Origin of the sequence: Margalitia sp. FSL K6-0131 (genome assembly GCF_038008735.1) — a bacterium.
Classification (GTDB): Bacteria; Bacillota; Bacilli; order Bacillales; family Bacillaceae_C; genus Margalitia; species Margalitia shackletonii.
The window spans coordinates 1,698,185-1,722,891 of the sequence record NZ_JBBOZS010000001.1; the positions used below are offsets into that span (position 1 = coordinate 1,698,185).

Genomic DNA, 24,707 nt, shown 5'->3' on the forward strand with positions numbered 1-24,707 from the left:
TAACGAAGGCTGCTTAGATTAGACAATAAAGTATAGGATAGAAAACTAATGATTTCTTATTTTTAAATAAAAAAAAGGCGATTCCCAAGGAATCGCTTTTTTTATTAAAATACTTGTTCTACTTCCACTACACCGGGAACTTCCTCAAATAAAGCACGTTCAATACCAGCTTTTAACGTAATGGTGGAGCTTGGACATGTTCCGCATGCACCAAGTAAGCGGAGTTTCACAATTCCATCCTCCACATCAACTAATTCACAGTCACCGCCATCACGCAATAAAAATGGACGCAATTTATCTAATACTTCTTGAACTTGTTCAATAATAGTTTCTTGAGACATTTAAAATCGACTCCTTTCCATAATCTTATTATAATAAGTTTAAATAAAAAAATCTATTATTGATTCTCAATGAATGAAGATGAATTCTTCTTCCGTTTCTGAAAATCTTGTGTAAAATAAAGAGAGAAGGGGAGAGAAAAATGAAAAAACAAGTTAAAATTGTGGTTTATGGTGCAGAACAATTATGTGCTAGCTGCGTAAATTTACCTTCCTCAAAGGAAACGTTTGAATGGCTTGGAGCGGCAATTTCCAGAAAGTATCCGGATCAGCCTTTTGATATATTGCATGTGGATATCTTTAATCCTCCTAATGAGGAAGAGCTTTCAAAGTTTGCGAAAAGAGTAGTGGAAGAGGATATGTTCTATCCGGTTGTCACTTTAGAGGGAAATGTTGTTGGAGAAGGAAATCCACGTTTAAAGGTCATATATGAAGAACTAGAAAAATATGGATATAGTTCTGAAGGATAAATAAAACGATGATGAGGATTCTTGCAAAAGTGTCCTCTTATTTTTGTTGGATTGATTACCTAAACACTGTCTCGTTGACGATAGACCTGAAATGGAGTAGGATAATCATTGGTAGAGAGGTGATTATCTTGAATCCAATAATTGAGTTTTGTGCAAGTAATCTTGCAAGTGGTTCGTATAAAGCTTTAGAAATATTGGAAGAAGACCCAAATCTGGATATTGTTGAGTACAGCTGTCTGGATTTTTGTGATATATGCGGGGAAGCTATGTTTGCATTAGTGAACGGTGAGTATGTGAAAGGAGATACTGCCGAAGAGCTAGTGGCAAATATATATAAATATTTGGAAGAAAATCCAATGTTTTAAAAAGGAACAGAGATCTGTTCCTTTTTATATACCTATTTATGCTTGATTCATTACGTTACGCATTTCATTCCATTGATCACGTGCCATTTCCACTATTGTTCTTTCCGAAGCAGAGGCTTGTTTTTCAAGCACTTTCGAAAAATAAAAAACGGCTTCTTTATACTGGCCAGTTCTTCGCAGTAATTCTGCAATTAAATATAGAATTTTCAATTCAGACATTTGCGAACCTCTGAAATCGTCATTTACATAAGAATTAATATATTCCTGAACAGCCATCTGAAGAAAGCGTTGTTCTTGCTCATCTTCGTTCATACGATAAAGCCAAGCAATTCTTAAAAATACACCAGCCAAAGTAACTTTTTTCTCCCGTTTTATCACTGCACAATAGGATGCAAGCTTGTATGCATTTATGGCTTGCTGAATGGACCGTTCGTGCCCAAAATCTTGCGTTTTCCAGTGCATACTAACCTTTTTGTTTAATTCTTCTTTTATTGCTGGAACGATATATTTCGAAAATTCATCAGAAAAAGAAAACCCACAATGCGGGCAAACATATATATTGTATAATACAGGATTTATTTCCTTTGATTTATAGTTAGGACAGAAGTCCTTATCGTAAAAATCAACTTTAACATAGCTGGATCGTATTTTTAATGATGTGAACTTGTTTTTGCATAGTAGACATTCAAAATTCTTTTCATAGAAAGGTGATAAATGTCCCATTAGTATCAACACCTTATATAGATTTCTGTGACATTTGGAGTGTGTCTATATACTTATTATAAATAGAAAACGGAAAAATGGAATAATAAACTATATTGTTTGTTCAAGTTCGAATGGTTGAGAGATGTGATTAAAGGGTATATAATAAAGAAAAAGTTAGTAATGGAACAAGTACACGACTATTTTATTATTATATATAGGTAGTATTAATGGTAAAAAAATCGGAGGTGTAACAAGTTGGGTGAAATTATCACTTTATCTCAATCGGCTGCAAATCAAGTAAAAGATATGATGAAACACAATGAGGAAGAGGGAGCCTATTTACGTGTATCCATTAATGGTGGAGGCTGCAGCGGTCTTTCTTACGGAATGGGATTTGACCATGAAAAAAAAGACGGCGACCATGAAGATGAGCAATTTGGGATTGCCATCTTGGTTGATCATGAAAGCGCCCCATTATTAAAAGGAACGAAAATTGATTATAAAAATTCGTTAATGGGCGGCGGATTTACAATAGATAATCCTAATGCACTTGTAACTTGCGGCTGCGGATCTTCATTTAAGACTGCTACTAACGCTGGAACTCCAGAAACCTGTTAATAAAAAAGCTGTTGATTATTGAAATCAACAGCTTTTTATTATGATAATTTTAGAATTTATAAGTTTTTTTTCTGTCTAAGGTCTAAGTGGTACTCCGGAGCATATCGGCTAGCGAATTTCTTGATCTTATCCTTATGATAAGCCATCATCGACTCGTTCCTCGCTGCCTTCAAATTTCAATAATCATTATGATGGAAACAAGGATGTACTATGCATTGGCTGCAGACGCGATTTTGGATCTATGTAGGCCTTCGCATTGCTGACTGCAGTTGGAGCTTCCCCAAAGCCTGTAGCAATTAATTTAATCTTGCCATCAAAGGTGCAAATATCGCCGGCTGCATAAATACCAGGGATATTAGTCTCCATTTTCGAATTAACAACAATGGAGTTTTTCTCTATTTCTAATCCCCAATTTTTAATAGGTCCTAGTGATGAAATAAATCCATAGTTAACAATTAGAGCATCAAAATCAACTGTATCTTTTTTATCTCCTTTTACTTCTTCTAATACTAGTTGTTTTGCCTCATTTTCATCACCTATTAATTCTACGGGTACAAAAGGAGTTTTTATTTCTACCTTTGATGCTTCAAGCGTTGCAACACTATGTTCATGAGCACGGAATTTGTCTCTGCGATGGATAAGTGTAACTTTCTCAGCAATAGGCTCTAACATTAGTGCCCAGTCAACCGCAGAATCGCCACCGCCAAGGATTGCCACTTTCTTACCTGCAAATTGATTCATATCATTTACAAAATAATGAAGGTTTTTTCCTTCATATTGAGAAGCGTTATCCAATTCTAAGCGGCGGGGCTGGAACGCACCAACTCCAGCTGTAATAATAATGGTCTTGGAATAATGAATTTCTTTGTCTGTTATAAGCTTAAAAGATCCGTCTTCTAGCTTTTCCACCTCGTTAACAGCTTGGTCTAAACAAATAGTTGGAGAAAACATAGATATCTGCTCTGTTAGATTATTAACTAAATCTTGAGCTTTCACCTTTGGGAAACCTGCAACATCATAAATATATTTTTCGGGATAGAGGGTGGATAGTTGTCCGCCTAATTGTGGTAGGCTCTCAATAATTTTAACGCTAGTTTGGCGCATACCACCGTAAAAGGCTGTAAATAATCCAGTTGGTCCTCCTCCGATAATGGTTATATCATAAACTTTTTGATCCTCTTTCAAAAGAACCCCTCCATTAGTACAATTATTCCTATATATAATATCACATCCCTGCTATCACCATGTAATCTAATACATACAGAACAAAACCGAACATAACTTTTTTGAATCTTCATAAGTTTTCATATTCCTAAATATATATTGAAAAACAGGGATAAAAGGCATATCATGTAATAGGGAATTATGTTCATTTTTTTTTGACAAATTTTTTTTGTCTTTTTTTATGGCTCTTTTCTAAATATGCAATTTTTATATTCGAAAACAGCCTTTATTATGGATATGAACGGATTAGTGAAAAAAATCACATACTAAAAATGTTAATAAGCGTACAATTGTGGTGGAAATAATATAGCCATCATTAATTAAAAATAAAAGGTGGAAGTGATACAAGTGAGAAAGCCCAAAATTGTTGTTTTAGGTGCTGGATATGGTGGATTAATGACGGTAACGCGTCTTCAAAAGCTTATTGGAAGCAATGAAGCGGAAATTATTCTTGTGAATAAAAATGAGTATCATTATGAAACAACATGGCTGCATGCTGCATCTGCAGGAACTTTACATCATGATAGAGTTCGCTATGATATAAAAAAAGTGATTAATGGGAGTAAAGTACAATTTGTTCAAGCTACAGCCGAAGCGATTAGAATGGATGAGAAAAAGGTTATTTTAGATAATGGGGAAGTCGAATTTGACTATCTAGTCATCGCATTAGGTTCGGATTCTGAAACATTTGGTATTAAGGGTCTTGATAAGTATGCATATGCCATTACAAATGTAAATGCAGCACGTCAAATTCGTGAACATATTGAATATCAATTTGCCACTTATCATAATGAAGATGAAAAAAAAGATGATCGATTAACGATTGTTGTTGCTGGTGCTGGATTTACAGGAATTGAATTTTTGGGAGAAATTACAAATCGTATTCCAGAACTTTGCAAAGAATATGATGTTGATCGTTCGAAAGTTCGGATTGTTTGTGTCGATGCCGCTCCAATGGCATTGCCGCAATTTGATCGTGATTTAGTAGATTATGCCATATCTTTGCTTGAAAGCAAAGGTGTTGAATTCCACTCTGGTACAACGGTTCAAGAAGTGAGAGAAGATAGTGTTCTGATTTGTAAAAAAGGAGAAGAACCTCAAGAAATCAAATGTGGAACGGTTATATGGTCTGCTGGTGTTCGCGGTAATTGCATTATAGAAAAATCAGGAATTGAAAATATGCGCGGCCGTGTCAAAGTAAATCTTGATTTACGTATCCCTGATAAAGACAATATTTTTGTTATTGGCGATTGCTCCCTTATTATTAATGAAGATTGTAATCGTCCATATCCGCCGACTGCACAAATTGCTATGCAGCAAGGTGAGGTATGTGCCCGAAATCTTGCTAAGCTAATCCATCATCAAGACAATTTAGAACCATTTGTTTTTGATGATAAAGGAACTGTATGCTCCCTTGGAGAAGATGATGCAATAGGTGTCGTATTTGGCAAGAAAATCAAAGGATCTAGTGCATCCTTTATGAAGAAGGTTGTCGATAACCGTGCGTTGTTTATGGTTGGCGGAACTTCACTTGTATTGAAAAAGGGTAAATTTAAATTATTTTAAAAAGAAAGCCGGTGGCAGTAGCCACTGGCTTTCTTTAGTTAACTTTTTAAAATATTTCGAAATTTGGAGTTTGAAAGGGTATGAGTGAATAAAGAGTATTTGTATTCGCTTACATTAAAGAAATAAGGTATTTACTGTTTAGGTAAAAGATGATATATTATCAGAAAATTTTTAAAAAAGGAGTGGTTAGACAAATGAAAAGGAAAACGTCAGCTCCAGATACAAATAATTGTACCTATTGTTCAGGAAAAGGTTATTTTCAGCTTTTACTAGGCGGTTCCGAAACATGCCCATGCTGCAGCGGCACAGGCAAAAAAAATAATTAAATATGCCCTTATATGGTAGTGTAAGAGTGTCATGCCGGTGACACTCTTTTTTGTTGCAAAATAGCAAACAAATTATTTTTCAAGTTAAATCCTTGTCTATTTTCAGCGCATATCAACTAGCGGATTCCGTTTCCTCCCTGAGGGTAAAACATCAGGTGAAAATGGAAGTACTATATTCACTTGATAAAATTTCAAATTTTACTCGAAGAAATGGAAATGCTATTTTCACTCATCCGTACGCCGATGGGCAAGTGCTAACACTTTTCTATTAAATTGTTCAAATCTTCTTCATTGACGCATAATACATCTATTTAGTACACTTTATTTTAGTGTGCATCGTAGTAGGAGGTGTTATAGATGCAGCAAATGTCCATCCCAGTAATGATTATTTCAATGCTATTGTTTTTTGTATTATTTTTTGGAATTGGCTTTATTTTAAACATGTTATTGCGAATGACTTGGTTAATGGCGATTTTGTATCCGATCATCGCCATCTTAATTATTGATGATGTTCGATTTATTGATTATTTTACGGATACTGGCAATGCTTTTCATAAATTAGGTGTTAAATTAACTGCTCTTCACCCTTCCGACATTATTATATTAATTAGTGGATTGATTGGTGCCATTGTTGCTGGTATTACAATGAAAACATTGAGAAAAAAAGGATATCGAATGTTTTAAAGCCTTTACTATGTAATGGCTTTTAATTTTGTCTGATATTGATGCACTATTCTAATTGGTTAGAATTTTAAGTTTTTTTCACTTCTGATGAATATTTTAAATGAGATTGGGAAAGTAATAGATTTGGGAGGAGTGAAAAAAACATGATAATGAATAAAACAATAAAACGAATATTAATGAGTGTGCTTTTTTGTATAGCAGTTTTTACGACCTTTCAAACACTTTCCGGAATTAAGGTGAAAGCAGCAACAGTAGATGTAGAAATAGAAAATTCCTATAATGGACAAGCTGGAGCGGATGACAACAGAACTTATCACAATAATAGCTATAAATCGTTAGACATTTCTTTAAAATCATTAAATCACATTGATACCATTGCAACCAAAATTTCTTCAAGTAATCCGGTAAAAGGAAATCCGCCAAAATTGGAGGATGCTTTTAACTGGTCGGAATACCCTAAGGTTACGGTAACGGCTACAGGTTATACGGCTGGAGTAGAGTCAACGGGAAAATATGCGAATGACCCTGAATATGGGATAACCTTTTCGGGGGTAAAAGTAAAGAGGGATTTGTATTCTACTATTGCAGCTGATCTAAATGTATTTCCAATTGGTACAATCCTATTTATTCCGGGTTATGGATATGGGGTAGTGGCAGATAAGGGTGGCGCTATTCAAGGGAATAGGTTGGATTTATATTATGAGACAGTGGATGATGTTTATCAGCAATGGGGGAAAAAAACTCTCGATGTGTATGTTGTTCAAAAGGGAGAGGGAAAACTAACTGAAAAGGAACTGTCCGAATTAAATGATAATAAAAAAATGCAGGTATTTAGACAGCAATATGTCAAAATGAAAAAAGAATAAGCGCAGGGTGTCCCTGCGTTTATTTTATAGGGCTTCTAACATTTTTCATTCTAATTGATAAATCAGGTCCTAAACACGGCACGTTTAAATTCGGGCAACACCAGAATTATTACCTACTCAGCCAAGAATAGAGGAGTCTAAATAGGTTAATAATTAGGTATATCTGGGACAAATAGAATTAATCCTCATACTAGCACCTCAAAATGTACTAAGTTATGTCCATTTCCCCGTTCTTTAAATTCTGACAAAAGGAATTTAATATTCGAAATAACCTATGCATTCCTTTATAATGAAATGGGGGTGATTAAGGATGTTTCAATATGAAAACAAAAATCCTTTTGAAAATGAACAAGAATGTATTATTGTTGGGCTGAAGGACCAGCCGGAAAAATTCTCTGGAATATTGGAAGAATTAGATCTTAAATTTGACCGTCAATTAACAGAGCTTGTAAAATCAGGCGATATTTCTGCTAAGCTTAAAGAAGTATCAAAAGTACATACACTTGGAAAAATCGCAGCAAAACGCGTATTCTTTGTTGGACTAGGAAAAGAGAAAAAATTAAGCTTTGATGATTTGAAGCAAGCATTTGGGAAAACGTTCAAAGAGGTAAATAAATTAGGTATAAAGCAGGCAGCTATTGCACTCGATACTTTTATTACGGAAGAAATCTCCCATGAAGATGCATCCCACGCTCTAAGTGAAGCATTTGCACTTGCAACTTATAAGTTTGAAGGATACAAGCAAAAATCAAATGCACCTGAAAAAAATATAGAAAAATTAAGTATTTATAGTGAGTATGACAAAGGGGAAATCGAATCCTCCTTAACAGTCGGTTTTGCGTATGGTAATGCTACTAATTCTGCGCGCACATTAGTGAATTTACCTGGAAATATGCTGACTGCAACCGATTTAGCTAATTATGCAGTGGAACTTGCTAAAAAATATGAATTCGATGTAGAAATTCTTGAAAAAGAGGATATGGAAAAACTCGGTATGGGTGCACTTTTAGCCGTTAATAAAGGTTCTGTGGAACCGCCGAAAATGATTGTTCTCAAATATCAAGGAAAAGAAGAATGGAAGGATGTAATCGGACTTGTTGGAAAAGGGATTACCTTTGATACGGGTGGTTATTCCTTAAAGACAAAAGCTGGAATTGTCGGGATGAAAACGGATATGGGTGGTGCCGCAGCTGTTTTAGGTGCGATGGAAGTCATTGGTGAATTGCGTCCAGAACAAAATGTGGTCGCTGTCATTCCATCAACAGACAATATGATTAGCGGATCCGCCTTCAAACCTGATGATGTTATTACTTCCATGAATGGAAAAACAATTGAAGTATTAAATACGGATGCTGAGGGACGCTTAGCATTAGCGGATGCAGTTACATATGCAAAGCACCATGGAGCAGGCTATATAGTGGATGTTGCCACATTAACCGGCGGTGTTATTACAGCCCTTGGACTGGATAAAACAGGTGCAATGACAAACAATGAAGCATTTTATGAGCAAGTATTAGAAGCGTCATTTGAAGCAGGGGAATTCATTTGGCTACTTCCATATACAGAAAATGACAAAAAACGGATTCGGAACAGTAAAATTGCCGACTTAAATAATTCACCAGGCAGTGAAGGACATGCGATTATGGGTGGTGGCTTTGTCGGTGAATTCGCAGAGGATACTCCGTGGGTACATCTTGATATCGCAGGAACAGCCACAACCAATCAGGAGCATGAATTAGGACCTGCTGGTGCAACAGGTGTAATGGTTCGTACTCTCGCCTTGTTAGTGGAACGATTTGAAATGATTTAATATTCAAAGGAAGCCAATGAAACATCAGGCTTCCTTTTTTAATCGCCTCCGTCTCCTCTTTGCGGGTAAAACATCAGGTGAAATTTCAATTGCCAATTTCACTAGGTGATGTTTGAAGTGCTAATTTCAGTCATCCGTATACTAGAGCTGCGGCGCTTGAGCGTTTTGTTCATATCGAGCACGGGCTTGTGCCCAGTCCAATTTTGTGCGTATGCATATAGTATAGATGATAGGAGAAAAAAGGAGGTAACCTAAATTGAATTATTATCATCATGGACCTGACCCTTATCAGCAAAGACAATTCCCGTTATTTTTCGGTGCACCGCTTCTTGGCGGATTTGTTGGAGGTTTAATCGGAAGTGCATTATTTAGACCGCGTCCTCCATTTTATGGAGGATACCCATACCCTGGAGGAGGCTATCCTTATCCACCGTATGGAGGCTATGGACCATATTATTAAAAGGTGGGCAAGTATTAATCAGAGTAAGGATATACTCTGATTGATACTTGCTTTTTAATTACATCCACCTAACACGTAATTCCACATGACAGCAATCTAATGGGTCATTTTTTCTGGATAGAATAAGGATGAGTCCGCTTGGATTAAAGCGAATGTCAGCTTTGCTTTTAATCCCTGTTTGAGCAATCATCTGGTTAACCTCATTTAAATTTGATTGTTGAGCAGCATTCATTAATTTTTTTGCAAATGCTTCTGTACTGGATATATGCCTCATTAACACCTCAGCATCCTTTAAGAGCGGGTCCATTTTTTTAGCGGAGTCCATAAACATTTTTGGATTTACTGGAAGGAATTGACGATGTGGAAACGTATATTTAGGAATTAAGGGATATACATGATAATAATGAAACGGATACCTATTCATCCTTTCATCCCTTCCCTGTTATCATTCATCTTTTATACATATGATGAAAATCATGAAATATGAAAAGGGTTTTTTAGCGATATCCTTGAATACATTAAAAGAATACATAAAAATATACTCAGAAGGAGGCAGTAATGATGGAAATGAAAAATACGTTAATGGAAGCTCTTGGTATTGATATTATTGAAATAGTCGGAGGTAAAGTTGTCGCAACTATGCCAGTCAATGATCATACACGTCAGCCTTTTGGCTATTTGCATGGAGGGGCGTCTGTTGCCTTAGCAGAAACGGTTGCAAGCGTTGGCGCTGCGAATTTAATAGATTTAGAAAATGAAATTTGTTTTGGGCTGGAGATTAATGCGAATCATATCCGATCAAAACGAGATGGAGTAGTAACCGCAACAGCGGAGGTTGTACATAAAGGGAAAAGCACACAGGTTTGGCAAATTCAAATTAAAGACGAAGAAGAAAATTTAATTTGCATCTCAAGATGCACTATGGCTGTTGTTCCAAAGAAAAAGTAAAAGAAAAGACAACCATTTTTCGAATGGACGAAAATAGGTTGTCTTTTTTCATATGCAAATGCTTGCTTTTCGTGTTTCAACGTTTGATGGAGTACATTGTTTCGTATTCTTTTAAAATGTTTTCCAAACACTCGATACTTTTTAGACTAAAAGGGGTATTAGCTGACATTAATTCATCGTAAAGCTTATTAAAAGCGTCTTGTAAGGATTTACTATAATCCGGAACTTCGCCATCGAAAGGCTTTACCATTTTTAATGGAATATTCGTTTGCTCTCGGAATGCTAATGCTTTTCTCTCATGGAAAAAAGGCACGTCTGTTTCTTTTGGATGATGTAAATCACCTTGCATCGGATGCTTTAAGACTGCTAACGTTTTTACTAAGTAGCGATCCGGGTGACATGCAGTGATTTCACCAACATATTTCCCTGTTTTATTAAAAAAAGTTACAATTTCACCGGTCTGCATCATAAATCTCCTCCGCTTAATTCAAGTGGAACTATATTAATATTATGAAAGGAAATTTCAAAAAAAGCAAAGAAATGGTATGGAGACTTGGCTTAAGGACAAAATTCTAGTAAAGTAGGGGAAGAAAGTACGACATACATTAAAGGAGAGTTTGAAAATGACAGAACAAAATACATATCCTCAATTAACAAAGGAAGTACTACAAAACGAAAAGCTCGTTGAAATGAAGACAAATATGGGAAGTATTAAAATAAAATTGTTTCCTGATCTGGCACCGAAGACAGTTGAAAATTTCCTAACTCATAGTGAAAATGGCTATTATGAAGGAATTATCTTCCACCGTGTTATTGATGGCTTTATGATTCAAGGCGGGGATCCGTCTGGAAATGGAACAGGCGGACAAAGTATTTACGGTGAGACATTTGAAGACGAGTTTTCTGAGAAGCTATTTAATTTACGCGGAGCATTGTCAATGGCAAATGCCGGGCCAAATACAAATGGAAGTCAATTTTTTATCGTACAAAGTAAACAAACGGATTCAAGGATGCAAGGACAATTAGAACAAGCAGGATATCCGGAAGTAATTATAAATGCATACATGGAAAATGGCGGCACCCCTTGGCTAGATTTCCGTCACACTGTGTTTGGCCACGTTGTAGAAGGAATGGATGTAGTCGATAAGATTGCTTCGGTTAAAACAAATATGCGTGATAAACCAGAAGAAGATGTTGTAATTGAAAAAATTACTGTTTTAAAATAAGGTAAAAGGCTGTCATTTTGGCAGCTTTTTTTGTACAAAAAATATATTGCCAGTCAACCTGCTTGAACAAGCCTTTATGAGGGTGAATCTGATCGGAAAAAGATTAGGTTGGCGTACATTTACATGTCGTGCCAGCAAACTATTGCACTGATATTTTTTAATAAAGTTGTCAAATCCCGGCTATTGGTTTTCAATATAAGAAGTTGATATAATAGATAAAGGCTATTATGATGATATTATTTTTAATCGAAAGGGAGTTAGGAAATGTTTAACCCTTTACATGCAATGGTATTAAACCTATTCTTATATTTTCCGGAGGATAAGAGAGAATATATTCCGGCTTTTATTTCCTTATCCATTTTCGCTATTCTTGCAGTCATTACGTTTATCATTATTTTAAAGGTAAATAAAAAACAGTTAACAAAAGCGCAGCAAATAGAAGAAAAGATTAGAAAAGATATGGGAAATAAGTGACGCTAATGGACCGACAGCATGTTGGTCCATTTGTCTGGAGAACGGACAGTTCAGAGAAGAAATTTATGCAAAAAAAAGGACGAGGCAAATTTGTCTCGTCAAAAAATAAAAATAAAAAGGGGGAATACTAGTGTAGTTTTAGCCCAATGTTACCTGAGCCTCCACTAACAGAAAGCCTTGTAGTATAAGCATATCCAAATACTGCTAATGTTAAACTAGGTAATGAAAAAAATTATTCCAAAATTAAATTATGATTGGCCTTCTCCTGAGAGGGATGATGCTGGAACATCTAAAATGGTGGAAAGCTTGAAGATTGTTTCTGTATTTGGAACTTGATCACCAGATTCATATTTTTCTATCACAGCCGTACCTAATCTCGCCTTTAAAGCTAATTCTTCTTGTGTCATATTTCTTTGTTCACGGTAAAATTTTAGATTTTCTGCAAATGAAGCCAAAGTACATTCCTCCAAATCTAAACCTTTTCTTTATATTGTACCACAATCATTTCATTGTCATTTATTTAGAATCTTGAACTTTTTGTTCCAAATGTTCCGTTTAATTTGAAAAAAGGTTCATAAACAGAATATTTTACTATTGTAGTCTTTGACTGACCACAACGCCTATCGGTAAGTGCATTTTTATGTATTTTCCTTGCACTTCATGGCATCGACTCGTCCTTCTGATTCCTAAGAATTATATCGAAGACTACGAAAGTTACATTGGCACTCGAATTTCACTTATTCGGTTGCCAATGATTAAGGTACTTGCACTTTTGATAATAAGGGCTTATTTTTGCGTCATATAAACTGTTATGATATAATTTTTTATTGCGTATATACAGGAGAAATAAATAAGAAAATAGGAGTGATTCCATGACAACAAATTATGAAATTGGATCAGTATTAACTGGAAAAGTAGCAGGTATTCAACCATATGGCGCATTTATTGCACTAGATGAAAATACTCAAGGTTTAGTTCATATCTCTGAAATTAAGCACGGATTTGTAAAAGATATTAACGATCATTTAAGCGTTGGAGATGAAGTTAAAGTAAAGGTACTTTCTGTTGATGAAGAGAGCGGAAAAATAAGCTTGTCTATTCGTGCAACAGAAGAAGCGCCAAAAGCTGCACAGGCACCTTCTAAACCACGTCGTCGTCAAGCGAGTGTAAAAACAGAGGAACCTACAGAAGGTTTTAATACTTTAAAAGAAAAATTACAAGAGTGGATTTCACAATCTGAACGTGAAGATTTAATTAAGAAATAATAGAACAAAAGCGTAAGCGCCTTGCTCATCATCCGTTAGCAGGCACTGGTGCTTATTTAAACGAAAATAAAATCCAGGCTTCATGCCTGGATTTATTTTTTCACAATCCCATGCTTTCTTAAGCGATATTGCAAATTTTGCCTGCTCATATGCAGAGCGCTGGCAGTCTTGGTGATATTGTAATCATGAAATTGTAATGCTTTTTGAATATAGTAAGTTTCGGCCTCCTGTAAATATTCCTCGAGAGGTTTTATCTCCCTATCTTTTTGAAATAAGAACTCATTTTCCTCTGCTGTTTTGTGAGTGAAATTAGTCGGCAAATGGTGGATTTCGATCATTTCTTCATCCTTCATTAACTTCATAGTGCTTTCTATAACATGTTCTAATTCCTTAATATTACCTGGCCAATCAAATTCAATAAATTCATTCAGCACTTTTTTTGAAATGGTGTTTACATTCATTTGGAATCTGTCGTTATATTTTTTGATAAAAGAGTTCACCAGTTCAGGAATGTCGTTTTTCCGATCTCGTAATGGAGGAATAACAATGGATGACTGACTTAGAAAATAATAAAGATCTTTTAACAATTTTCCTTCTGCAATTGTCTTAATGGGGTCATCGCTTATACTGCCAATAATTCTTACATGAAAAGATCTTTCCTCTTTCTCACCAAGCCGCCTTACTCTTTGATTTTTTAATGAACTAAGTAACGTAGATTGGATATCTAGAGGCAATAAATGAATTTCCTCTAGTAACAGAGTACCCCCGTCAGCCATTTCAAGAATCCCGGCTAGTTCTTTTTCACCAAATAATAATTTTTCTATAAAAGCACCGGTAAGTTCCGTACAATTTTGGGAATAAAATTTCCCTTGCACGGAACTATGATAATGAATGCTTTGAGAAATAATATTTTTGTATGTTCCATGTTCGCCGATAATAAACAGCGGCGAAGACATCGAAGAAGCCAGTTTAGCAATTTGAATAACTTCTTTTGGAAACCATTTATTAAATTCCAATTGGTCAAAGGTATATGCGCCAAATTCATTTTTTAGAAGCTTACTGCCAAGGATTCTTTCTAGTTTAGTAACATCACGAACAATTTCGACTGCCCCTATTGTTACATTGTCCTTTTTTATAGGATACGTACTATGGACAGTATTTATTTCCATTCCTTTATTGTTAAAATACGTTTGTTTGTTATTAAAAATAGGTTCTCCGGACTTTAATATTTGTAATAAAATACTTCCTTCCCCTTGGAAAAATTGAAAAACATCGAGTATGTTTTTATCCAGGACATCCTCAATGTCCATTCCTTCTATTTCCATCATTTTATTATTATAAATAACTGTTTTGCCGTCTTGATCAATCGCATGAACTCCTACATCTAAGTAATCTATAACATTCTTATAGATTGTTAATAAGGTTTCATTATCCATCTGAATCCCCCTAAAATTTTTTTATTGAAAAAGACTTGAAAAATGCAATATATTTTTGCATTATTATATTGTAAGGGTTTTCTTAATGCAAATATTTTTTGCGGATAAGATTGAAAAAGCAAAAAATAAGCCTATAAAAGGAGGAAGATGAATGATTCCATACAAAACCGAACCACTTACAGATTTTAATAATGAAGAAAATAAAAAGTCATTTCAAGAAGCATTAAGCATAGTGGAAAGCTATTTAGGTCAAGACTATCCACTCGTTATAGGCGGAGAAAGAATCACAACGGATGATAAAATTGTATCTGTTAACCCTGCTGATAAGGAAGAAGTAATTGGACGCGTGTCCAAAGCAAATAAAGATCTTGCTGAAAAAGCAATGACAACAGCATATGAAACATTCCAAACTTGGAGAAAAGTAAAACCGGAAGTACGAGCAGATATTTTATTCAAGGCTGCGGCAATCGTTCGCCGTCGTAAGCATGAATTTTCTGCATTAATGGTGAAAGAAGCAGGTAAACCATGGAAAGAAGCAGATGCAGATACAGCTGAAGGTATTGATTTCTTGGAATATTATGGTCGTCAAATGTTAAGTTTAAAAGACGGTATTCCTGTTCAAAGCCGTCCAGGTGAATATAATCGTTTCGGTTATATCCCTCTTGGTGTTGGTATTGTCATTTCACCATGGAACTTCCCATTTGCAATCATGGCAGGTACAACTGTGGCCGCACTTGTAACAGGGAATACAGTTCTTTTAAAACCAGCTTCAACAACACCTATTATTGCAGCTAAATTTGTAGAAGTTTTAGAAGAAGCAGGCCTTCCAAAAGGTGTACTAAACTTTGTACCAGGAAGCGGTGCAGAAGTTGGAGATTATTTAGTGGATCATCCGAAAACAAGATTCGTAAGCTTTACAGGATCTCGTGATGTAGGTATTAGAATTTACGAACGTGCATCAAAAGTAAACGAAGGACAAATTTGGTTGAAACGAGTAATTGCTGAGATGGGCGGAAAAGATACGATTGTTGTAGATAAAGAAGCTGATCTTGAGCTTGCAGCACAATCGATTGTTGCATCTGCATTTGGCTTTTCTGGACAAAAATGTTCCGCATGCTCCCGTGCTGTAATAGTGGAGGATGTATATGATCAAGTTCTAAACCGAGCAGTTGAATTAACAAAAGAATTAACAGTAGGCAACCCGACAAATGATAAAAACTTCATGGGACCTGTTATTGACCAAGCTGCATATAATAAAATACTAAGCTATATTGAAATTGGCAAACAAGAAGGCAGATTGCTTGCAGGCGGAGAAGGTGATGATTCAAAAGGTTTCTTCATTCAGCCAACGATTTTCGCTGACCTCGATGCTAATGCGCGTTTAATGCAAGAAGAAATCTTCGGTCCTGTTGTTGCATTTTCTAAAGCAAAAGACTTCTCTCATGCTCTTGAAATTGCCAACAACACAGAATATGGTTTAACAGGAGCTGTTATCTCTAATAATAGAGAACATATCGAACAAGCTCGCGAAGACTTTCAGGTTGGTAATCTGTACTTTAACCGCGGTTGTACAGGTGCAATTGTAGGCTACCAGCCATTCGGAGGTTTCAACATGTCAGGTACGGATTCAAAAGCTGGAGGACCAGATTATTTAGTACTTCATATGCAAGGTAAAACTACATCTGAAATGCTTTAATCATGCGCGGGCACTACGGATTTCGCACTCTTTACTTATCAAGAGGGGAGAACAATATATCCGATAGCCTATAGACGCTGAAGCTAGACGCAGACTATTTTTTTAAAGTAATCCACAAGGTTAAATTTTATAATTTCCTGGTGTATGAAAATAGGAACCTTCTTATTAGAGAGGCTCCACTTATATAACGAATGGGGGATACTAATTTGAAAACTCTAACAAAATCACAACAACTAATTGAACAAACAGAAAACTTTGGTGCCCATAATTATCATCCGCTGCCAGTTGTTATTTCAGAAGCAGAAGGCGTTTGGGTCAAGGATCCTGAGGGAAATAGATATATGGATATGTTAAGTGCATACTCCGCCGTTAATCAAGGACACCGTCATCCGAAAATTATTGATGCGTTGAAAAAGCAAGCGGACCGTGTAACCTTAACTTCTCGTGCATTTCATAGTGACCAGCTTGGACCATGGTATGAAAAAGTGTCCCAGTTAACAAATAAAGACATGGTATTACCGATGAATACAGGCGCTGAAGCAGTGGAAACGGCTGTTAAAGCGGCACGCCGCTGGGCATACGATGTAAAAGGTGTAGCTCCGGATCAGGCTGAAATCATTGGATGCGAAGGTAATTTTCATGGCCGAACGATGACGGCGGTTTCTTTATCATCAGATGAGGAATACAAAAGAGGCTTTGGTCCAATGCTTCCCGGAATCAAATTAATTCCTTACGGGGATATTGATGCATTGAAAAAAGCTATTACTCCAAACACTGCAGCATTTCTAATTGAACCAATCCAGGGGGAAGCTGGTATTGTTATTCCGCCAGCAGGATTCCTACAAGCGGCATATGAATTATGTAAGGAAAATAACGTATTATTTATTGCCGATGAAATTCAATCAGGATTATGCCGTTCAGGAAAATTATTTGCTTGTGATTGGGAAGAGGTAACACCAGATGTGTATATCTTGGGCAAGGCTTTGGGTGGCGGTGTATTTCCTATTTCATGTGTGGTAGCGAATAAAGACATTTTAGGTGTATTTAATCCTGGTTCCCACGGCTCTACTTTCGGTGGAAATCCACTAGCGTGTGCAGTGTCCATTGCAGCACTCGACGTTTTAATGGATGAAAATCTTGCTGATCGTTCTTTAGAGCTTGGTGAATATTTTATGGCAAAACTGAAAGAAATTCAAAATCCAATGATTAAAGAGGTTCGCGGAAAAGGGCTATTTATTGGAGTAGTGTTAGACGAACCTGCTCGTAAATATTGTGAAGCACTAAAGGCTGAAGGGCTGTTATGTAAAGAAACGCATGAAAATGTAATCCGATTTGCCCCTCCACTAGTCATTTCTAAGGAAGATTTAGATTGGGCAATTGAACGGATTAAAAAAGTATTATCTTAATGGTAGACTGTTTTTATTAATAGTTGTTTTTCGTCATCCGAAATAGGATGGTTTCGGGGCATCTTTTCTTATAAAGTTTATTCATTTTTTAACCCAAATTGGTTGTAACAAAGAGTCTTTGTATACAACCGCAACAAAATATAAGAAAAGAGCCTAAATGGTACAATACAAGCGTCACACGATTATTTACTATAAAGAGGCGAAATCGATGGAAGAGAATCTGAATTTATTTACATCAACACAGGAAATTATAAAAGAGGCACTAGTAAAATTAGGCTTTAATGATGAAATGTATGAGCTTTTAAAAGAACCATTACGTGTTTTGATGGTAAGAATTCCTGTAAGAATGGACGATGGTACAGTCAAAGTATTTCAAGGATATCGTTCTCAACACAATGATTCAGTAGGCCCTACAAAAGGCGGGGTGCGTTTTCATCCTGAAGTAAATGAGGATGAAGTGAAGGCTCTCTCTATGTGGATGACCTTGAAATGCGGAATTGTTGGCCTTCCTTATGGCGGTGGTAAAGGTGGAATTGTGTGTGATCCAAGAACGATGTCTATGAGTGAGATTGAACGGCTTAGCCGCGGGTATGTAAGGGCAATTAGCCAAATTGTTGGCCCTACAAAAGACATTCCTGCTCCAGATGTTTATACAAACTCACAAATTATGGCATGGATGATGGATGAATACAGCCGCTTACGTGAGAATGACTCTCCTGGGTTTATTACAGGAAAACCATTAGTTTTAGGTGGATCAGAAGGACGTGAAAAGGCAACGGCTCAAGGTGTAACCATTTGTATTGAGGAGGCTGCTAAAAAAAGAGGCATCAATTTAAAAGATGCCCGGGTAGTTATTCAAGGGTTCGGTAATGCGGGAAGCTTCTTGGCAAAATTCCTGCATGATTATGGAGCAAAAGTAATTGGAATTTCTGATGCATATGGTGCTTTGCATGATCCTGATGGTTTAGATATCGATTATTTGCTTGATCGTCGTGATAGCTTTGGTACAGTAACAACTCTATTTGAAAATACCATTACAAATAAAGAGCTTTTAGAGCTTGATTGTGACATTCTTGTTCCAGCAGCCATTTCTAATCAAATCACCGCCGAAAATGCACATAATATAAAAGCATCTATTATTGTAGAGGCAGCTAACGGCCCTACCACGATGGAAGCAACCAAAATTTTAAGTGATAATGGTGTATTGCTAGTACCTGATGTACTTGCGAGTGCAGGTGGTGTAACGGTTTCTTATTTCGAATGGGTGCAAAATAATCAAGGATATTACTGGTCAGAAGAAGAAGTAAATGAGAAGCTTCGGAAAAAGCTTGTTGAATCATTTAACAACGTGTATAACACAGCAGAAACACGCCGCATTAATATGCGCTTGGCAGCCTACATGGTTGGCCTTCGTAATGCGGCAGAGGCCTCTAAATTTAGAGGATGGGTCTAAGAATACGATATTTTTTATAAAAATTAGAAAAGCAACTCCTATATTGCAGGAGTTGCTTTTCTAATTTTACCTTGTTGGTGTCCTAGCTTCCGAGCGCTCAATCTCTGGATTAGGCTTAAATAATAAACCAAGATTGATGAGTCCGGCGATTCCAACAATACCATATATAATCCTCGTTAAGGCACTTGCATGCCCAAAAATTGCAGCTACTAAATCAAATTGAAAAAAACCGATGAGACCCCAGTTAATAGCGCCAATAATGGTAAATACTAATGCGATTCTTTGAACGGCACTCATCCTTTTTCCTCCTTTTTATAATGATTCACTAATAGGATGCATTACTTCATAAATTTTATTCATACTAAGACTTAAGTTTAAGGATGAAAATATAGTATATGATTCTTGAAATACAAGCTTTCTTTCGATAAAGTGAAACAGTGAGAGTTGAAAAGGAGGAATTAAATATGACACACATTCGCTTTGACTATTCAAAGGCACTAACTTTTTTTGGAGAACATGAGCTTACATACTTAAAAGATGCAGTAAAAACAGCCCATCATTCTTTGCATGATAAAACTGGTGCAGGAAATGACTTTTTAGGATGGATTGATTTACCAGTAAACTATGATAAAGATGAATTTACTCGTATTCAGAAGGCTGCTGAGAAAATCCAAAATGACTCAGATGTTTTGCTTGTCATTGGCATTGGCGGATCTTATTTAGGAGCAAGAGCAGCAATAGAAATGCTAAATCACAGCTTCTATAATGCTCTTCCGAAAGAAAAACGCCAGTCACCACAAATCATCTTTTTAGGAAATAATATAAGCTCAACTTATATGAAAGATGTGATGGATCTTTTAGAGGATAAAAATTTCTCTATCAATGTGATTTCTAAGTCTGGAACAACAACGGAACCAGCCATTGCATTTAGGGTATTCAAAAAACTACTCCAAGAAAAATATGGAGAAGAAAATGCAAAGAAACGCATATACGCAACAACGGACAAGGCAAGAGGAGCTTTAAAAACACTTGCGAATGAGGAAGGGTATGAATCCTTTGTTATTCCTGATGATGTAGGTGGCAGATACTCCGTTTTAACCGCTGTCGGTTTACTTCCAATTGCAGTAAGTGGTGCGAACATCGAAGAGATGATGAATGGTGCAGCACAAGCAAGAAATGATTTCGGAGCAGAGGAGCTTGAAAATAACCTTGCTTATCAATACGCTGCAGTTAGGAATATCCTATACAATAAAGGGAAAACAATCGAGATGCTCATTAATTATGAGCCTGGATTACAATATTTCTCCGAATGGTGGAAGCAATTATTTGGCGAGAGTGAAGGAAAGGATCAAAAGGGTATATTCCCATCCTCTGCAAACTTTTCAACAGACTTGCATTCATTAGGACAATACATTCAAGAAGGCCGTCGTGATTTATTTGAGACTGTCATTAAGGTTTCTAAGCCACGTCATGAGCTCACGATTGAAAAGGAACAAAATGATCTTGATGGACTAAACTACCTTGCTGGGCAAACAGTCGACTTTGTAAATAACAAAGCATTTGAAGGAACGCTTTTAGCCCATACAGATGGCGGGGTTCCGAACTTAGTTGTGGAAATTCCGGAAATGAATGCCTATACTTTCGGCTATCTTGTGTATTTCTTTGAAAAGGCTTGTGCTATCAGCGGATATTTATTAGGTGTCAATCCATTTGATCAGCCGGGAGTAGAAGCTTATAAAGTAAATATGTTTGCTTTACTCGGTAAACCAGGTTTTGAGGAAAAGAAAAGTGAATTGGAAAAAAGATTGAAGTAAATAATGATGGTTTGTAACACTAAACAGTTCTATTTATTTTAACAAGGAATATATAGCCGCCCCTTTGGAAAACTATAAAAAACAAAGGAGTGGCTATTTTATGTATAGAATTCCATCAAAAATAGAAGGGAAGCAATTCGAATTATATAAGCTGGAACAAGAGTTAAAACCAATTGGTTATTCGATTGGCGGCGGATGGGATTATGATCAGGGTTATTTTGATTTTAAAATGGCAGATGATGATGGATATCAGTTTTTAAGGGTACCGTTTAGACCAATCGAAGGTGCGTTAGATTCTGACGGTGCTATTGTAGAATTGGGAACACCGTTTATCTTAACACATGTATATCAAAATGATCTTGATGATTATACCGGTTCAGGAAACGTATCTGCATCCTTTAATCAATTTGCTGAACCAAAGGATGAGGATGCAGATACTCCCAAAAAATATATTGACTTTGGAAAAGAGCTTGTCCGCGAGTTAGAAAATATTTTACATTAGAATTAATTTGAAATAACAAGTAATTGATCAGTAGATAAGATATGGAAATGCATAGGGGGATTAATGATGGTTTCGCCCCCTCTTTTTAGGCCAATAAGGAGTTTTCTTTCTTCCTTTAACATAGAGCTAATATCTTCAAAATGCTTCCCGTTCCACTCCTCCATAATCGGAATATACTTTAAATGGTTTCCTTTAATGTGGTCTAACATCATTAAAATTGTATCTGACATACCATGGGATAATAATGAATTCATCATTACATAACTTGACTGTGCATTTGTTTGAATCACCTCATCTGCACCAGCACGTTTTGCATTAATCACATTTTCATTCATCAAAATTTCCACCACACAGTATATATCAGGATGGAATCCTTTTACAGCAAGTAAAATTAAAATGGATCCCATATCGGCGTGAGATTCATTTTCATTTTGATCAGAAGTAATTAATATGTATTTGGCCTTTTTTAAACAGGCTCTTTGCAGTGTTTCATCAACAGAAGCCTTTCCTTTTATAAAATGCACCTGATGAGTAGGATATGGATTAACATCCAATGTATCATCGATTAAAACAATAGACTGGCGCTTGTCTAAGCTGAGCCATTGGTCAATGACATTTTTGGAGCGTCCATTCCACCCTACAATAATAATATGATCTTTTCCTGTAAACATTTTTGTTCCTTTCATTGCCGCATTTTGAATTCGAATGGTCGTTGCTGCAATAGAGGCAAAATAAGCTGATACAACTCCTGCACCGGTAAGGACTAGAAGAATTCCTAAAATCCTCCCCTTTACTGTTACGGGGTAAACATCCCCATATCCAACCGTTGCAGTTGTAATGACCGCCCACCAGATACCGGTAAAAATGGTCGGAAATTGCTTAGGCTCCACGTAATGAACGGCAATCCCAAACGAAATAATTAATCCGAATATTAGAAGAAGTAGTTTCATAATCAAAGGCCAACGAAGAAAACGAAAATAAATATGCTGAACCATTTCATCAGCTCCTTGGATTTTCATTATTTCCTCATTTGGAAGAGTGTATAACTCTTTCGTAAAAATACACTTGAAGTTTTTACAAAAACTACTATAATTTTAAATATAGTGATATAAGGGGCATTAGCTCAGCTGGGAGAGTGCTTGCATGGCATGCAAGAGGTCAGGGGTTCGATCCCCCTATGCTCCATTTATTTTTATTACGACATTATTTCTCGTAAAAACGAGGAAGGATGTCGTTTTTTTAATCTAGGGTTACTACTCTCTAAATCGGACAGAGGTTCCGTTATTAGTGACAAAAGGCGTAAAATTGGAGTTTAGCGGACACAAGATCCGTTATTGTGTGAAAAAGCAAATCGTTTACGGTGATTTGCATGCAATAACGGAATGAGAGTCCGTTAACATTATGAAAATACAGTATTTCAAGGGAATAGCGGAACGTGTGTCCGGAAAATAGGGAGAATACTTTCCAATCGGACAGAGGTTCCGTTATTTGTGACAAAAGGGGTAGAATCCGGGTATTAGCGGACACAAGATCCGTTATTGTGTATAAACGCGAATCTTTTACGGTGATTTGCATACAATAACGGAATGAGAGTCCGTTAACATTATGAAAATACAGTATTTCAAGGGAATAGCGGAACGTGTGTCCGCATATAATGCAGTCAACATTGTGGTAAATTTATTGTAGGTAAAACGAGGCTATAAGTCCGGGCTCGCTTTTTTCCGCTTGCAACAGCAAGAATTTGTAAATCAACAAGTTTACGCAAAATTCTTCTGGTATGGCGATCACTAATTCTAAGATGATTAGCAACTTCAATAGGAGTGAACGGACGCAGCAAACGATGAGCAAATCGCACCGTTTCTGCTTCGAGCCAAGACAATTGAGATGGTACATCTATAGAGGTGAATTTCCCAATGAAAGATAATATAAGTTGTTGGCATCTCTTTGGTTCATCTTGAATAGATAAATAAGCAATAGGTAGGAATGTCCAGCCATCAAGCGCTAACAATGAATGTCGCCAACATAAATCTTTAAAGCGTCTTACATCAAGGTCCCTAGCATGAGGGCCATATCCTTGAATTTCAATTCCTCCTTTCGCTTGTCCAGGCATATAGGCAAGATCGAGGTAACGATATCCATTATTGAAATCCTGTACCTCCCATTCAGGGTGCAAGTGATCGAAATTTCCAACAACAGGGAACCAAACCAATCGAAGGAATTCCATTGTCCCATGCCCCAACCCTTTTTCTAAAATTTCACGCCTTCTATGATTTTTTTCATTTGTAATATTATCCTGGTGCCATTTTTTAAACTTTTCTTCAAACTGTGACATCTATACCCTCCTTATTATTATTTTAGTAAGTCAAATAAAAATGCCGCTTAAATACAATACCTAATGCCAGAAGCATTTTGTAAATGTATTGAAGCGGCCATTATAATGACTGACTATTATTTTTAGTTTAGCTTGAAACTACTTTTGCTGCAATAACATTGTTCGAATATTTTTGAGGAGACTTACAAGCGCTACAGTCAATATTGATCCCATTTGTTTTCATACACGTATATGATATGTTCTCTTTTTTGTTCGTCATATTTATTTACCTTTTCCCATATGATGAATTATCTAGTATAAATGGAGGAAAGGGAATGAGTAAACAATTCGACCAACTTATAACAGAAGAAATGGTGACTCAATACTTTGAATGGAGCCAGCAGAAAAAGGAAATAGAAAGTAAAATGGAAGAATATAAAAAAGCTTTCCATCTTTATTTTGATCAAAATATCGGTCTCCATTCAAAAGGACAAATCAAAATTGGAAACTATAAATTACAAAGGCTGATTAGAAAAACGGAAAAGTATGATGAAATAGAAACGGTGCAAAGATTAGAAGAACTTAACTTTAATGATTTGATACAAATTGTGAAACGTCCTGATGAGGAAAAAATTAAATCAGCTATTCATTTAGGGTTATTAAAAGAGAAAGATTTGGAAGGATGCTTGAAAGTGTATTCTTCTCCGGCAATCTCCGTAAAACTTGATAAATAATATAAAAAAG

The 24,707-nt window shown here is 36.2% G+C and carries 29 protein-coding genes and 1 tRNA gene; 20 read left to right on the forward strand and 10 right to left on the reverse strand.

All coding sequences use genetic code 11. The features are described 5' to 3' along the window. Positions 1 to 104: 104 nt before the first annotated feature. Positions 105 to 341, reverse strand: coding sequence for a NifU family protein (locus NSQ59_RS08140; protein ID WP_055738924.1), 237 nt, complete (start codon positions 339 to 341; stop codon positions 105 to 107). 140 nt (positions 342 to 481) lie between these two features. On the opposite strand from NSQ59_RS08140, the gene NSQ59_RS08145 reads away from it, so the two are divergent. Both NSQ59_RS08145 and NSQ59_RS08150 read left to right on the forward strand, forming a co-directional pair. Then, on the forward strand, positions 482 to 808 hold the full coding sequence (locus NSQ59_RS08145) for a YuzD family protein (protein WP_055738925.1): 327 nt from the start codon (positions 482 to 484) through the stop codon (positions 806 to 808). Between the two features lie 125 nt (positions 809 to 933). Then, positions 934 to 1,173, forward strand: a complete 240-nt coding sequence (locus NSQ59_RS08150) for a YuzB family protein (RefSeq protein WP_055741159.1) — start codon at positions 934 to 936, stop codon at positions 1,171 to 1,173. Positions 1,174 to 1,209: 36 nt separating this feature from the next. Here the strand turns inward: NSQ59_RS08150 and NSQ59_RS08155 are convergent, their stop codons facing one another. Beyond that, positions 1,210 to 1,896: a DUF2225 domain-containing protein gene (locus NSQ59_RS08155; RefSeq protein WP_126649485.1), complete on the reverse strand. Its 687-nt coding sequence runs from the start codon at positions 1,894 to 1,896 to the stop codon at positions 1,210 to 1,212. A 237-nt stretch (positions 1,897 to 2,133) separates the two neighbouring features. Between NSQ59_RS08155 and NSQ59_RS08160 the strand changes: the two genes are divergently transcribed. After that, positions 2,134 to 2,496, forward strand: a complete 363-nt coding sequence (locus NSQ59_RS08160; RefSeq protein ID WP_055738927.1) for a HesB/IscA family protein — start codon at positions 2,134 to 2,136, stop codon at positions 2,494 to 2,496. A 186-nt stretch (positions 2,497 to 2,682) separates the two neighbouring features. Here NSQ59_RS08160 and NSQ59_RS08165 read toward each other — a convergent pair whose 3' ends face one another. Then, the gene (locus tag NSQ59_RS08165; RefSeq protein WP_055738928.1) at positions 2,683 to 3,681 is read right to left on the reverse strand and encodes an NAD(P)/FAD-dependent oxidoreductase; all 999 of its coding nucleotides are present in this window, start codon (positions 3,679 to 3,681) and stop codon (positions 2,683 to 2,685) included. Between the two features lie 387 nt (positions 3,682 to 4,068). On the opposite strand from NSQ59_RS08165, the gene NSQ59_RS08170 reads away from it, so the two are divergent. The 6 genes from NSQ59_RS08170 (at position 4,069) to NSQ59_RS08195 (ending at position 9,432) form a co-directional block, all read left to right on the forward strand. After that, a complete protein-coding gene (locus NSQ59_RS08170; protein ID WP_055738929.1) occupies positions 4,069 to 5,286 on the forward strand; it encodes an NAD(P)/FAD-dependent oxidoreductase in 1,218 nt (405 codons plus the stop codon). 194 nt (positions 5,287 to 5,480) lie between these two features. After that, a complete protein-coding gene (locus NSQ59_RS08175) occupies positions 5,481 to 5,612 on the forward strand; it encodes a YuiA family protein (protein WP_161809218.1) in 132 nt (43 codons plus the stop codon). Between the two features lie 357 nt (positions 5,613 to 5,969). Beyond that, positions 5,970 to 6,296, forward strand: a complete 327-nt coding sequence (locus NSQ59_RS08180; protein ID WP_055738931.1) for a YuiB family protein — start codon at positions 5,970 to 5,972, stop codon at positions 6,294 to 6,296. Between the two features lie 143 nt (positions 6,297 to 6,439). Continuing rightward, the gene (locus NSQ59_RS08185) at positions 6,440 to 7,162 is read left to right on the forward strand and encodes a 3D domain-containing protein (RefSeq protein ID WP_083489245.1); all 723 of its coding nucleotides are present in this window, start codon (positions 6,440 to 6,442) and stop codon (positions 7,160 to 7,162) included. A gap of 310 nt (positions 7,163 to 7,472) precedes the next feature. Further along, positions 7,473 to 8,972: a leucyl aminopeptidase gene (locus NSQ59_RS08190; RefSeq protein ID WP_126649483.1), complete on the forward strand. Its 1,500-nt coding sequence runs from the start codon at positions 7,473 to 7,475 to the stop codon at positions 8,970 to 8,972. Between the two features lie 256 nt (positions 8,973 to 9,228). After that, positions 9,229 to 9,432, forward strand: a complete 204-nt coding sequence (locus NSQ59_RS08195; protein ID WP_340830643.1) for a hypothetical protein — start codon at positions 9,229 to 9,231, stop codon at positions 9,430 to 9,432. 58 nt (positions 9,433 to 9,490) lie between these two features. Here the strand turns inward: NSQ59_RS08195 and NSQ59_RS08200 are convergent, their stop codons facing one another. Next, positions 9,491 to 9,856, reverse strand: coding sequence for a hypothetical protein (locus NSQ59_RS08200; RefSeq protein WP_055738934.1), 366 nt, complete (start codon positions 9,854 to 9,856; stop codon positions 9,491 to 9,493). A 143-nt stretch (positions 9,857 to 9,999) separates the two neighbouring features. Here NSQ59_RS08200 and NSQ59_RS08205 point away from each other — a divergent pair, with 143 nt between their 5' ends. Next, positions 10,000 to 10,380 (forward strand): PaaI family thioesterase, encoded by a 381-nt coding sequence (locus tag NSQ59_RS08205; RefSeq protein ID WP_437177111.1) that lies wholly within the window; start codon positions 10,000 to 10,002, stop codon positions 10,378 to 10,380. A 76-nt stretch (positions 10,381 to 10,456) separates the two neighbouring features. On the opposite strand, the gene NSQ59_RS08210 is transcribed toward NSQ59_RS08205, so the two are convergent. Further along, positions 10,457 to 10,846 carry a kinase-associated lipoprotein B gene (locus NSQ59_RS08210; protein ID WP_055738936.1) on the reverse strand — a complete coding sequence of 130 codons (390 nt, stop codon included), beginning with the start codon at positions 10,844 to 10,846 and terminating at the stop codon, positions 10,457 to 10,459. Positions 10,847 to 11,003: 157 nt separating this feature from the next. On the opposite strand from NSQ59_RS08210, the gene NSQ59_RS08215 reads away from it, so the two are divergent. Together NSQ59_RS08215 and NSQ59_RS08220 are read left to right on the forward strand one after the other, a co-directional pair. Continuing rightward, positions 11,004 to 11,606 (forward strand): peptidylprolyl isomerase, encoded by a 603-nt coding sequence (locus NSQ59_RS08215; protein ID WP_055738937.1) that lies wholly within the window; start codon positions 11,004 to 11,006, stop codon positions 11,604 to 11,606. Between the two features lie 264 nt (positions 11,607 to 11,870). Then, on the forward strand, positions 11,871 to 12,080 hold the full coding sequence (locus NSQ59_RS08220) for a hypothetical protein (RefSeq protein WP_126649482.1): 210 nt from the start codon (positions 11,871 to 11,873) through the stop codon (positions 12,078 to 12,080). A 248-nt stretch (positions 12,081 to 12,328) separates the two neighbouring features. On the opposite strand, the gene NSQ59_RS08225 is transcribed toward NSQ59_RS08220, so the two are convergent. Continuing rightward, the gene (locus tag NSQ59_RS08225; RefSeq protein WP_055738938.1) at positions 12,329 to 12,535 is read right to left on the reverse strand and encodes a helix-turn-helix domain-containing protein; all 207 of its coding nucleotides are present in this window, start codon (positions 12,533 to 12,535) and stop codon (positions 12,329 to 12,331) included. Between the two features lie 417 nt (positions 12,536 to 12,952). Between NSQ59_RS08225 and yugI the strand changes: the two genes are divergently transcribed. Next, complete coding sequence (gene yugI / locus NSQ59_RS08230) at positions 12,953 to 13,345, forward strand: S1 domain-containing post-transcriptional regulator GSP13 (protein ID WP_055738939.1); 393 nt, start codon at positions 12,953 to 12,955, stop codon at positions 13,343 to 13,345. A gap of 92 nt (positions 13,346 to 13,437) precedes the next feature. Here yugI and NSQ59_RS08235 read toward each other — a convergent pair whose 3' ends face one another. Further along, positions 13,438 to 14,781 carry a sigma 54-interacting transcriptional regulator gene (locus NSQ59_RS08235; protein WP_055738940.1) on the reverse strand — a complete coding sequence of 448 codons (1,344 nt, stop codon included), beginning with the start codon at positions 14,779 to 14,781 and terminating at the stop codon, positions 13,438 to 13,440. A 151-nt stretch (positions 14,782 to 14,932) separates the two neighbouring features. Here NSQ59_RS08235 and pruA point away from each other — a divergent pair, with 151 nt between their 5' ends. The 3 genes from pruA (at position 14,933) to NSQ59_RS08250 (ending at position 19,336) form a co-directional block, all read left to right on the forward strand. Continuing rightward, positions 14,933 to 16,477, forward strand: a complete 1,545-nt coding sequence (pruA, locus tag NSQ59_RS08240) for an L-glutamate gamma-semialdehyde dehydrogenase (RefSeq protein ID WP_126649481.1) — start codon at positions 14,933 to 14,935, stop codon at positions 16,475 to 16,477. A 191-nt stretch (positions 16,478 to 16,668) separates the two neighbouring features. Next, on the forward strand, positions 16,669 to 17,883 hold the full coding sequence (locus NSQ59_RS08245; RefSeq protein ID WP_055738942.1) for an ornithine--oxo-acid transaminase: 1,215 nt from the start codon (positions 16,669 to 16,671) through the stop codon (positions 17,881 to 17,883). A gap of 208 nt (positions 17,884 to 18,091) precedes the next feature. Next, entirely contained in the window at positions 18,092 to 19,336 is a 1,245-nt protein-coding gene (locus tag NSQ59_RS08250; protein ID WP_055738943.1) for a Glu/Leu/Phe/Val family dehydrogenase, read from the forward strand. Between the two features lie 66 nt (positions 19,337 to 19,402). On the opposite strand, the gene NSQ59_RS08255 is transcribed toward NSQ59_RS08250, so the two are convergent. Further along, complete coding sequence (locus tag NSQ59_RS08255; RefSeq protein ID WP_055738944.1) at positions 19,403 to 19,633, reverse strand: DUF378 domain-containing protein; 231 nt, start codon at positions 19,631 to 19,633, stop codon at positions 19,403 to 19,405. Positions 19,634 to 19,800: 167 nt separating this feature from the next. Here NSQ59_RS08255 and NSQ59_RS08260 point away from each other — a divergent pair, with 167 nt between their 5' ends. Continuing rightward, positions 19,801 to 21,150 carry a glucose-6-phosphate isomerase gene (locus NSQ59_RS08260; RefSeq protein WP_055738945.1) on the forward strand — a complete coding sequence of 450 codons (1,350 nt, stop codon included), beginning with the start codon at positions 19,801 to 19,803 and terminating at the stop codon, positions 21,148 to 21,150. A gap of 100 nt (positions 21,151 to 21,250) precedes the next feature. Beyond that, the gene (locus NSQ59_RS08265; protein WP_340830655.1) at positions 21,251 to 21,652 is read left to right on the forward strand and encodes a YugN-like family protein; all 402 of its coding nucleotides are present in this window, start codon (positions 21,251 to 21,253) and stop codon (positions 21,650 to 21,652) included. 2 nt (positions 21,653 to 21,654) lie between these two features. On the opposite strand, the gene NSQ59_RS08270 is transcribed toward NSQ59_RS08265, so the two are convergent. Next, positions 21,655 to 22,671 (reverse strand): potassium channel family protein, encoded by a 1,017-nt coding sequence (locus tag NSQ59_RS08270; protein WP_235950727.1) that lies wholly within the window; start codon positions 22,669 to 22,671, stop codon positions 21,655 to 21,657. A gap of 93 nt (positions 22,672 to 22,764) precedes the next feature. Between NSQ59_RS08270 and NSQ59_RS08275 the strand changes: the two genes are divergently transcribed. Then, positions 22,765 to 22,837: transfer RNA gene (locus tag NSQ59_RS08275), tRNA-Ala, on the forward strand. 475 nt (positions 22,838 to 23,312) lie between these two features. On the opposite strand, the gene NSQ59_RS08280 is transcribed toward NSQ59_RS08275, so the two are convergent. Then, positions 23,313 to 23,984: a transcriptional regulator gene (locus NSQ59_RS08280; protein WP_340830658.1), complete on the reverse strand. Its 672-nt coding sequence runs from the start codon at positions 23,982 to 23,984 to the stop codon at positions 23,313 to 23,315. A 314-nt stretch (positions 23,985 to 24,298) separates the two neighbouring features. Here NSQ59_RS08280 and NSQ59_RS08285 point away from each other — a divergent pair, with 314 nt between their 5' ends. Next, entirely contained in the window at positions 24,299 to 24,697 is a 399-nt protein-coding gene (locus NSQ59_RS08285) for a hypothetical protein (RefSeq protein ID WP_055738948.1), read from the forward strand. Positions 24,698 to 24,707 lie beyond the last annotated feature (10 nt).

What these genes read in the sequence shown, in the direction of transcription:
- NSQ59_RS08140 (WP_055738924.1), bottom strand. Translation starts at nt 341, where the DNA reads ATGTCTCAAGAAACTATTATTGAACAAGTTCAAGAAGTATTAGATAAA.
- NSQ59_RS08145 (WP_055738925.1), top strand. Translation starts at nt 482, where the DNA reads ATGAAAAAACAAGTTAAAATTGTGGTTTATGGTGCAGAACAATTATGT.
- NSQ59_RS08155 (WP_126649485.1), bottom strand. Translation starts at nt 1,896, where the DNA reads ATGGGACATTTATCACCTTTCTATGAAAAGAATTTTGAATGTCTACTA.
- NSQ59_RS08175 (WP_161809218.1), top strand. Translation starts at nt 5,481, where the DNA reads ATGAAAAGGAAAACGTCAGCTCCAGATACAAATAATTGTACCTATTGT.
- NSQ59_RS08180 (WP_055738931.1), top strand. Translation starts at nt 5,970, where the DNA reads ATGCAGCAAATGTCCATCCCAGTAATGATTATTTCAATGCTATTGTTT.
- NSQ59_RS08185 (WP_083489245.1), top strand. Translation starts at nt 6,440, where the DNA reads ATGATAATGAATAAAACAATAAAACGAATATTAATGAGTGTGCTTTTT.
- NSQ59_RS08190 (WP_126649483.1), top strand. Translation starts at nt 7,473, where the DNA reads ATGTTTCAATATGAAAACAAAAATCCTTTTGAAAATGAACAAGAATGT.
- NSQ59_RS08200 (WP_055738934.1), bottom strand. Translation starts at nt 9,856, where the DNA reads ATGAATAGGTATCCGTTTCATTATTATCATGTATATCCCTTAATTCCT.
- NSQ59_RS08205 (WP_437177111.1), top strand. Translation starts at nt 10,000, where the DNA reads ATGAAAAATACGTTAATGGAAGCTCTTGGTATTGATATTATTGAAATA.
- NSQ59_RS08210 (WP_055738936.1), bottom strand. Translation starts at nt 10,846, where the DNA reads ATGCAGACCGGTGAAATTGTAACTTTTTTTAATAAAACAGGGAAATAT.
- NSQ59_RS08215 (WP_055738937.1), top strand. Translation starts at nt 11,004, where the DNA reads ATGACAGAACAAAATACATATCCTCAATTAACAAAGGAAGTACTACAA.
- NSQ59_RS08220 (WP_126649482.1), top strand. Translation starts at nt 11,871, where the DNA reads ATGTTTAACCCTTTACATGCAATGGTATTAAACCTATTCTTATATTTT.
- yugI (WP_055738939.1), top strand. Translation starts at nt 12,953, where the DNA reads ATGACAACAAATTATGAAATTGGATCAGTATTAACTGGAAAAGTAGCA.
- NSQ59_RS08235 (WP_055738940.1), bottom strand. Translation starts at nt 14,781, where the DNA reads ATGGATAATGAAACCTTATTAACAATCTATAAGAATGTTATAGATTAC.
- pruA (WP_126649481.1), top strand. Translation starts at nt 14,933, where the DNA reads ATGATTCCATACAAAACCGAACCACTTACAGATTTTAATAATGAAGAA.
- NSQ59_RS08245 (WP_055738942.1), top strand. Translation starts at nt 16,669, where the DNA reads ATGGGGGATACTAATTTGAAAACTCTAACAAAATCACAACAACTAATT.
- NSQ59_RS08250 (WP_055738943.1), top strand. Translation starts at nt 18,092, where the DNA reads ATGGAAGAGAATCTGAATTTATTTACATCAACACAGGAAATTATAAAA.
- NSQ59_RS08255 (WP_055738944.1), bottom strand. Translation starts at nt 19,633, where the DNA reads ATGAGTGCCGTTCAAAGAATCGCATTAGTATTTACCATTATTGGCGCT.
- NSQ59_RS08260 (WP_055738945.1), top strand. Translation starts at nt 19,801, where the DNA reads ATGACACACATTCGCTTTGACTATTCAAAGGCACTAACTTTTTTTGGA.
- NSQ59_RS08265 (WP_340830655.1), top strand. Translation starts at nt 21,251, where the DNA reads ATGTATAGAATTCCATCAAAAATAGAAGGGAAGCAATTCGAATTATAT.
- NSQ59_RS08270 (WP_235950727.1), bottom strand. Translation starts at nt 22,671, where the DNA reads ATGAAAATCCAAGGAGCTGATGAAATGGTTCAGCATATTTATTTTCGT.
- NSQ59_RS08280 (WP_340830658.1), bottom strand. Translation starts at nt 23,984, where the DNA reads ATGTCACAGTTTGAAGAAAAGTTTAAAAAATGGCACCAGGATAATATT.
- NSQ59_RS08285 (WP_055738948.1), top strand. Translation starts at nt 24,299, where the DNA reads ATGAGTAAACAATTCGACCAACTTATAACAGAAGAAATGGTGACTCAA.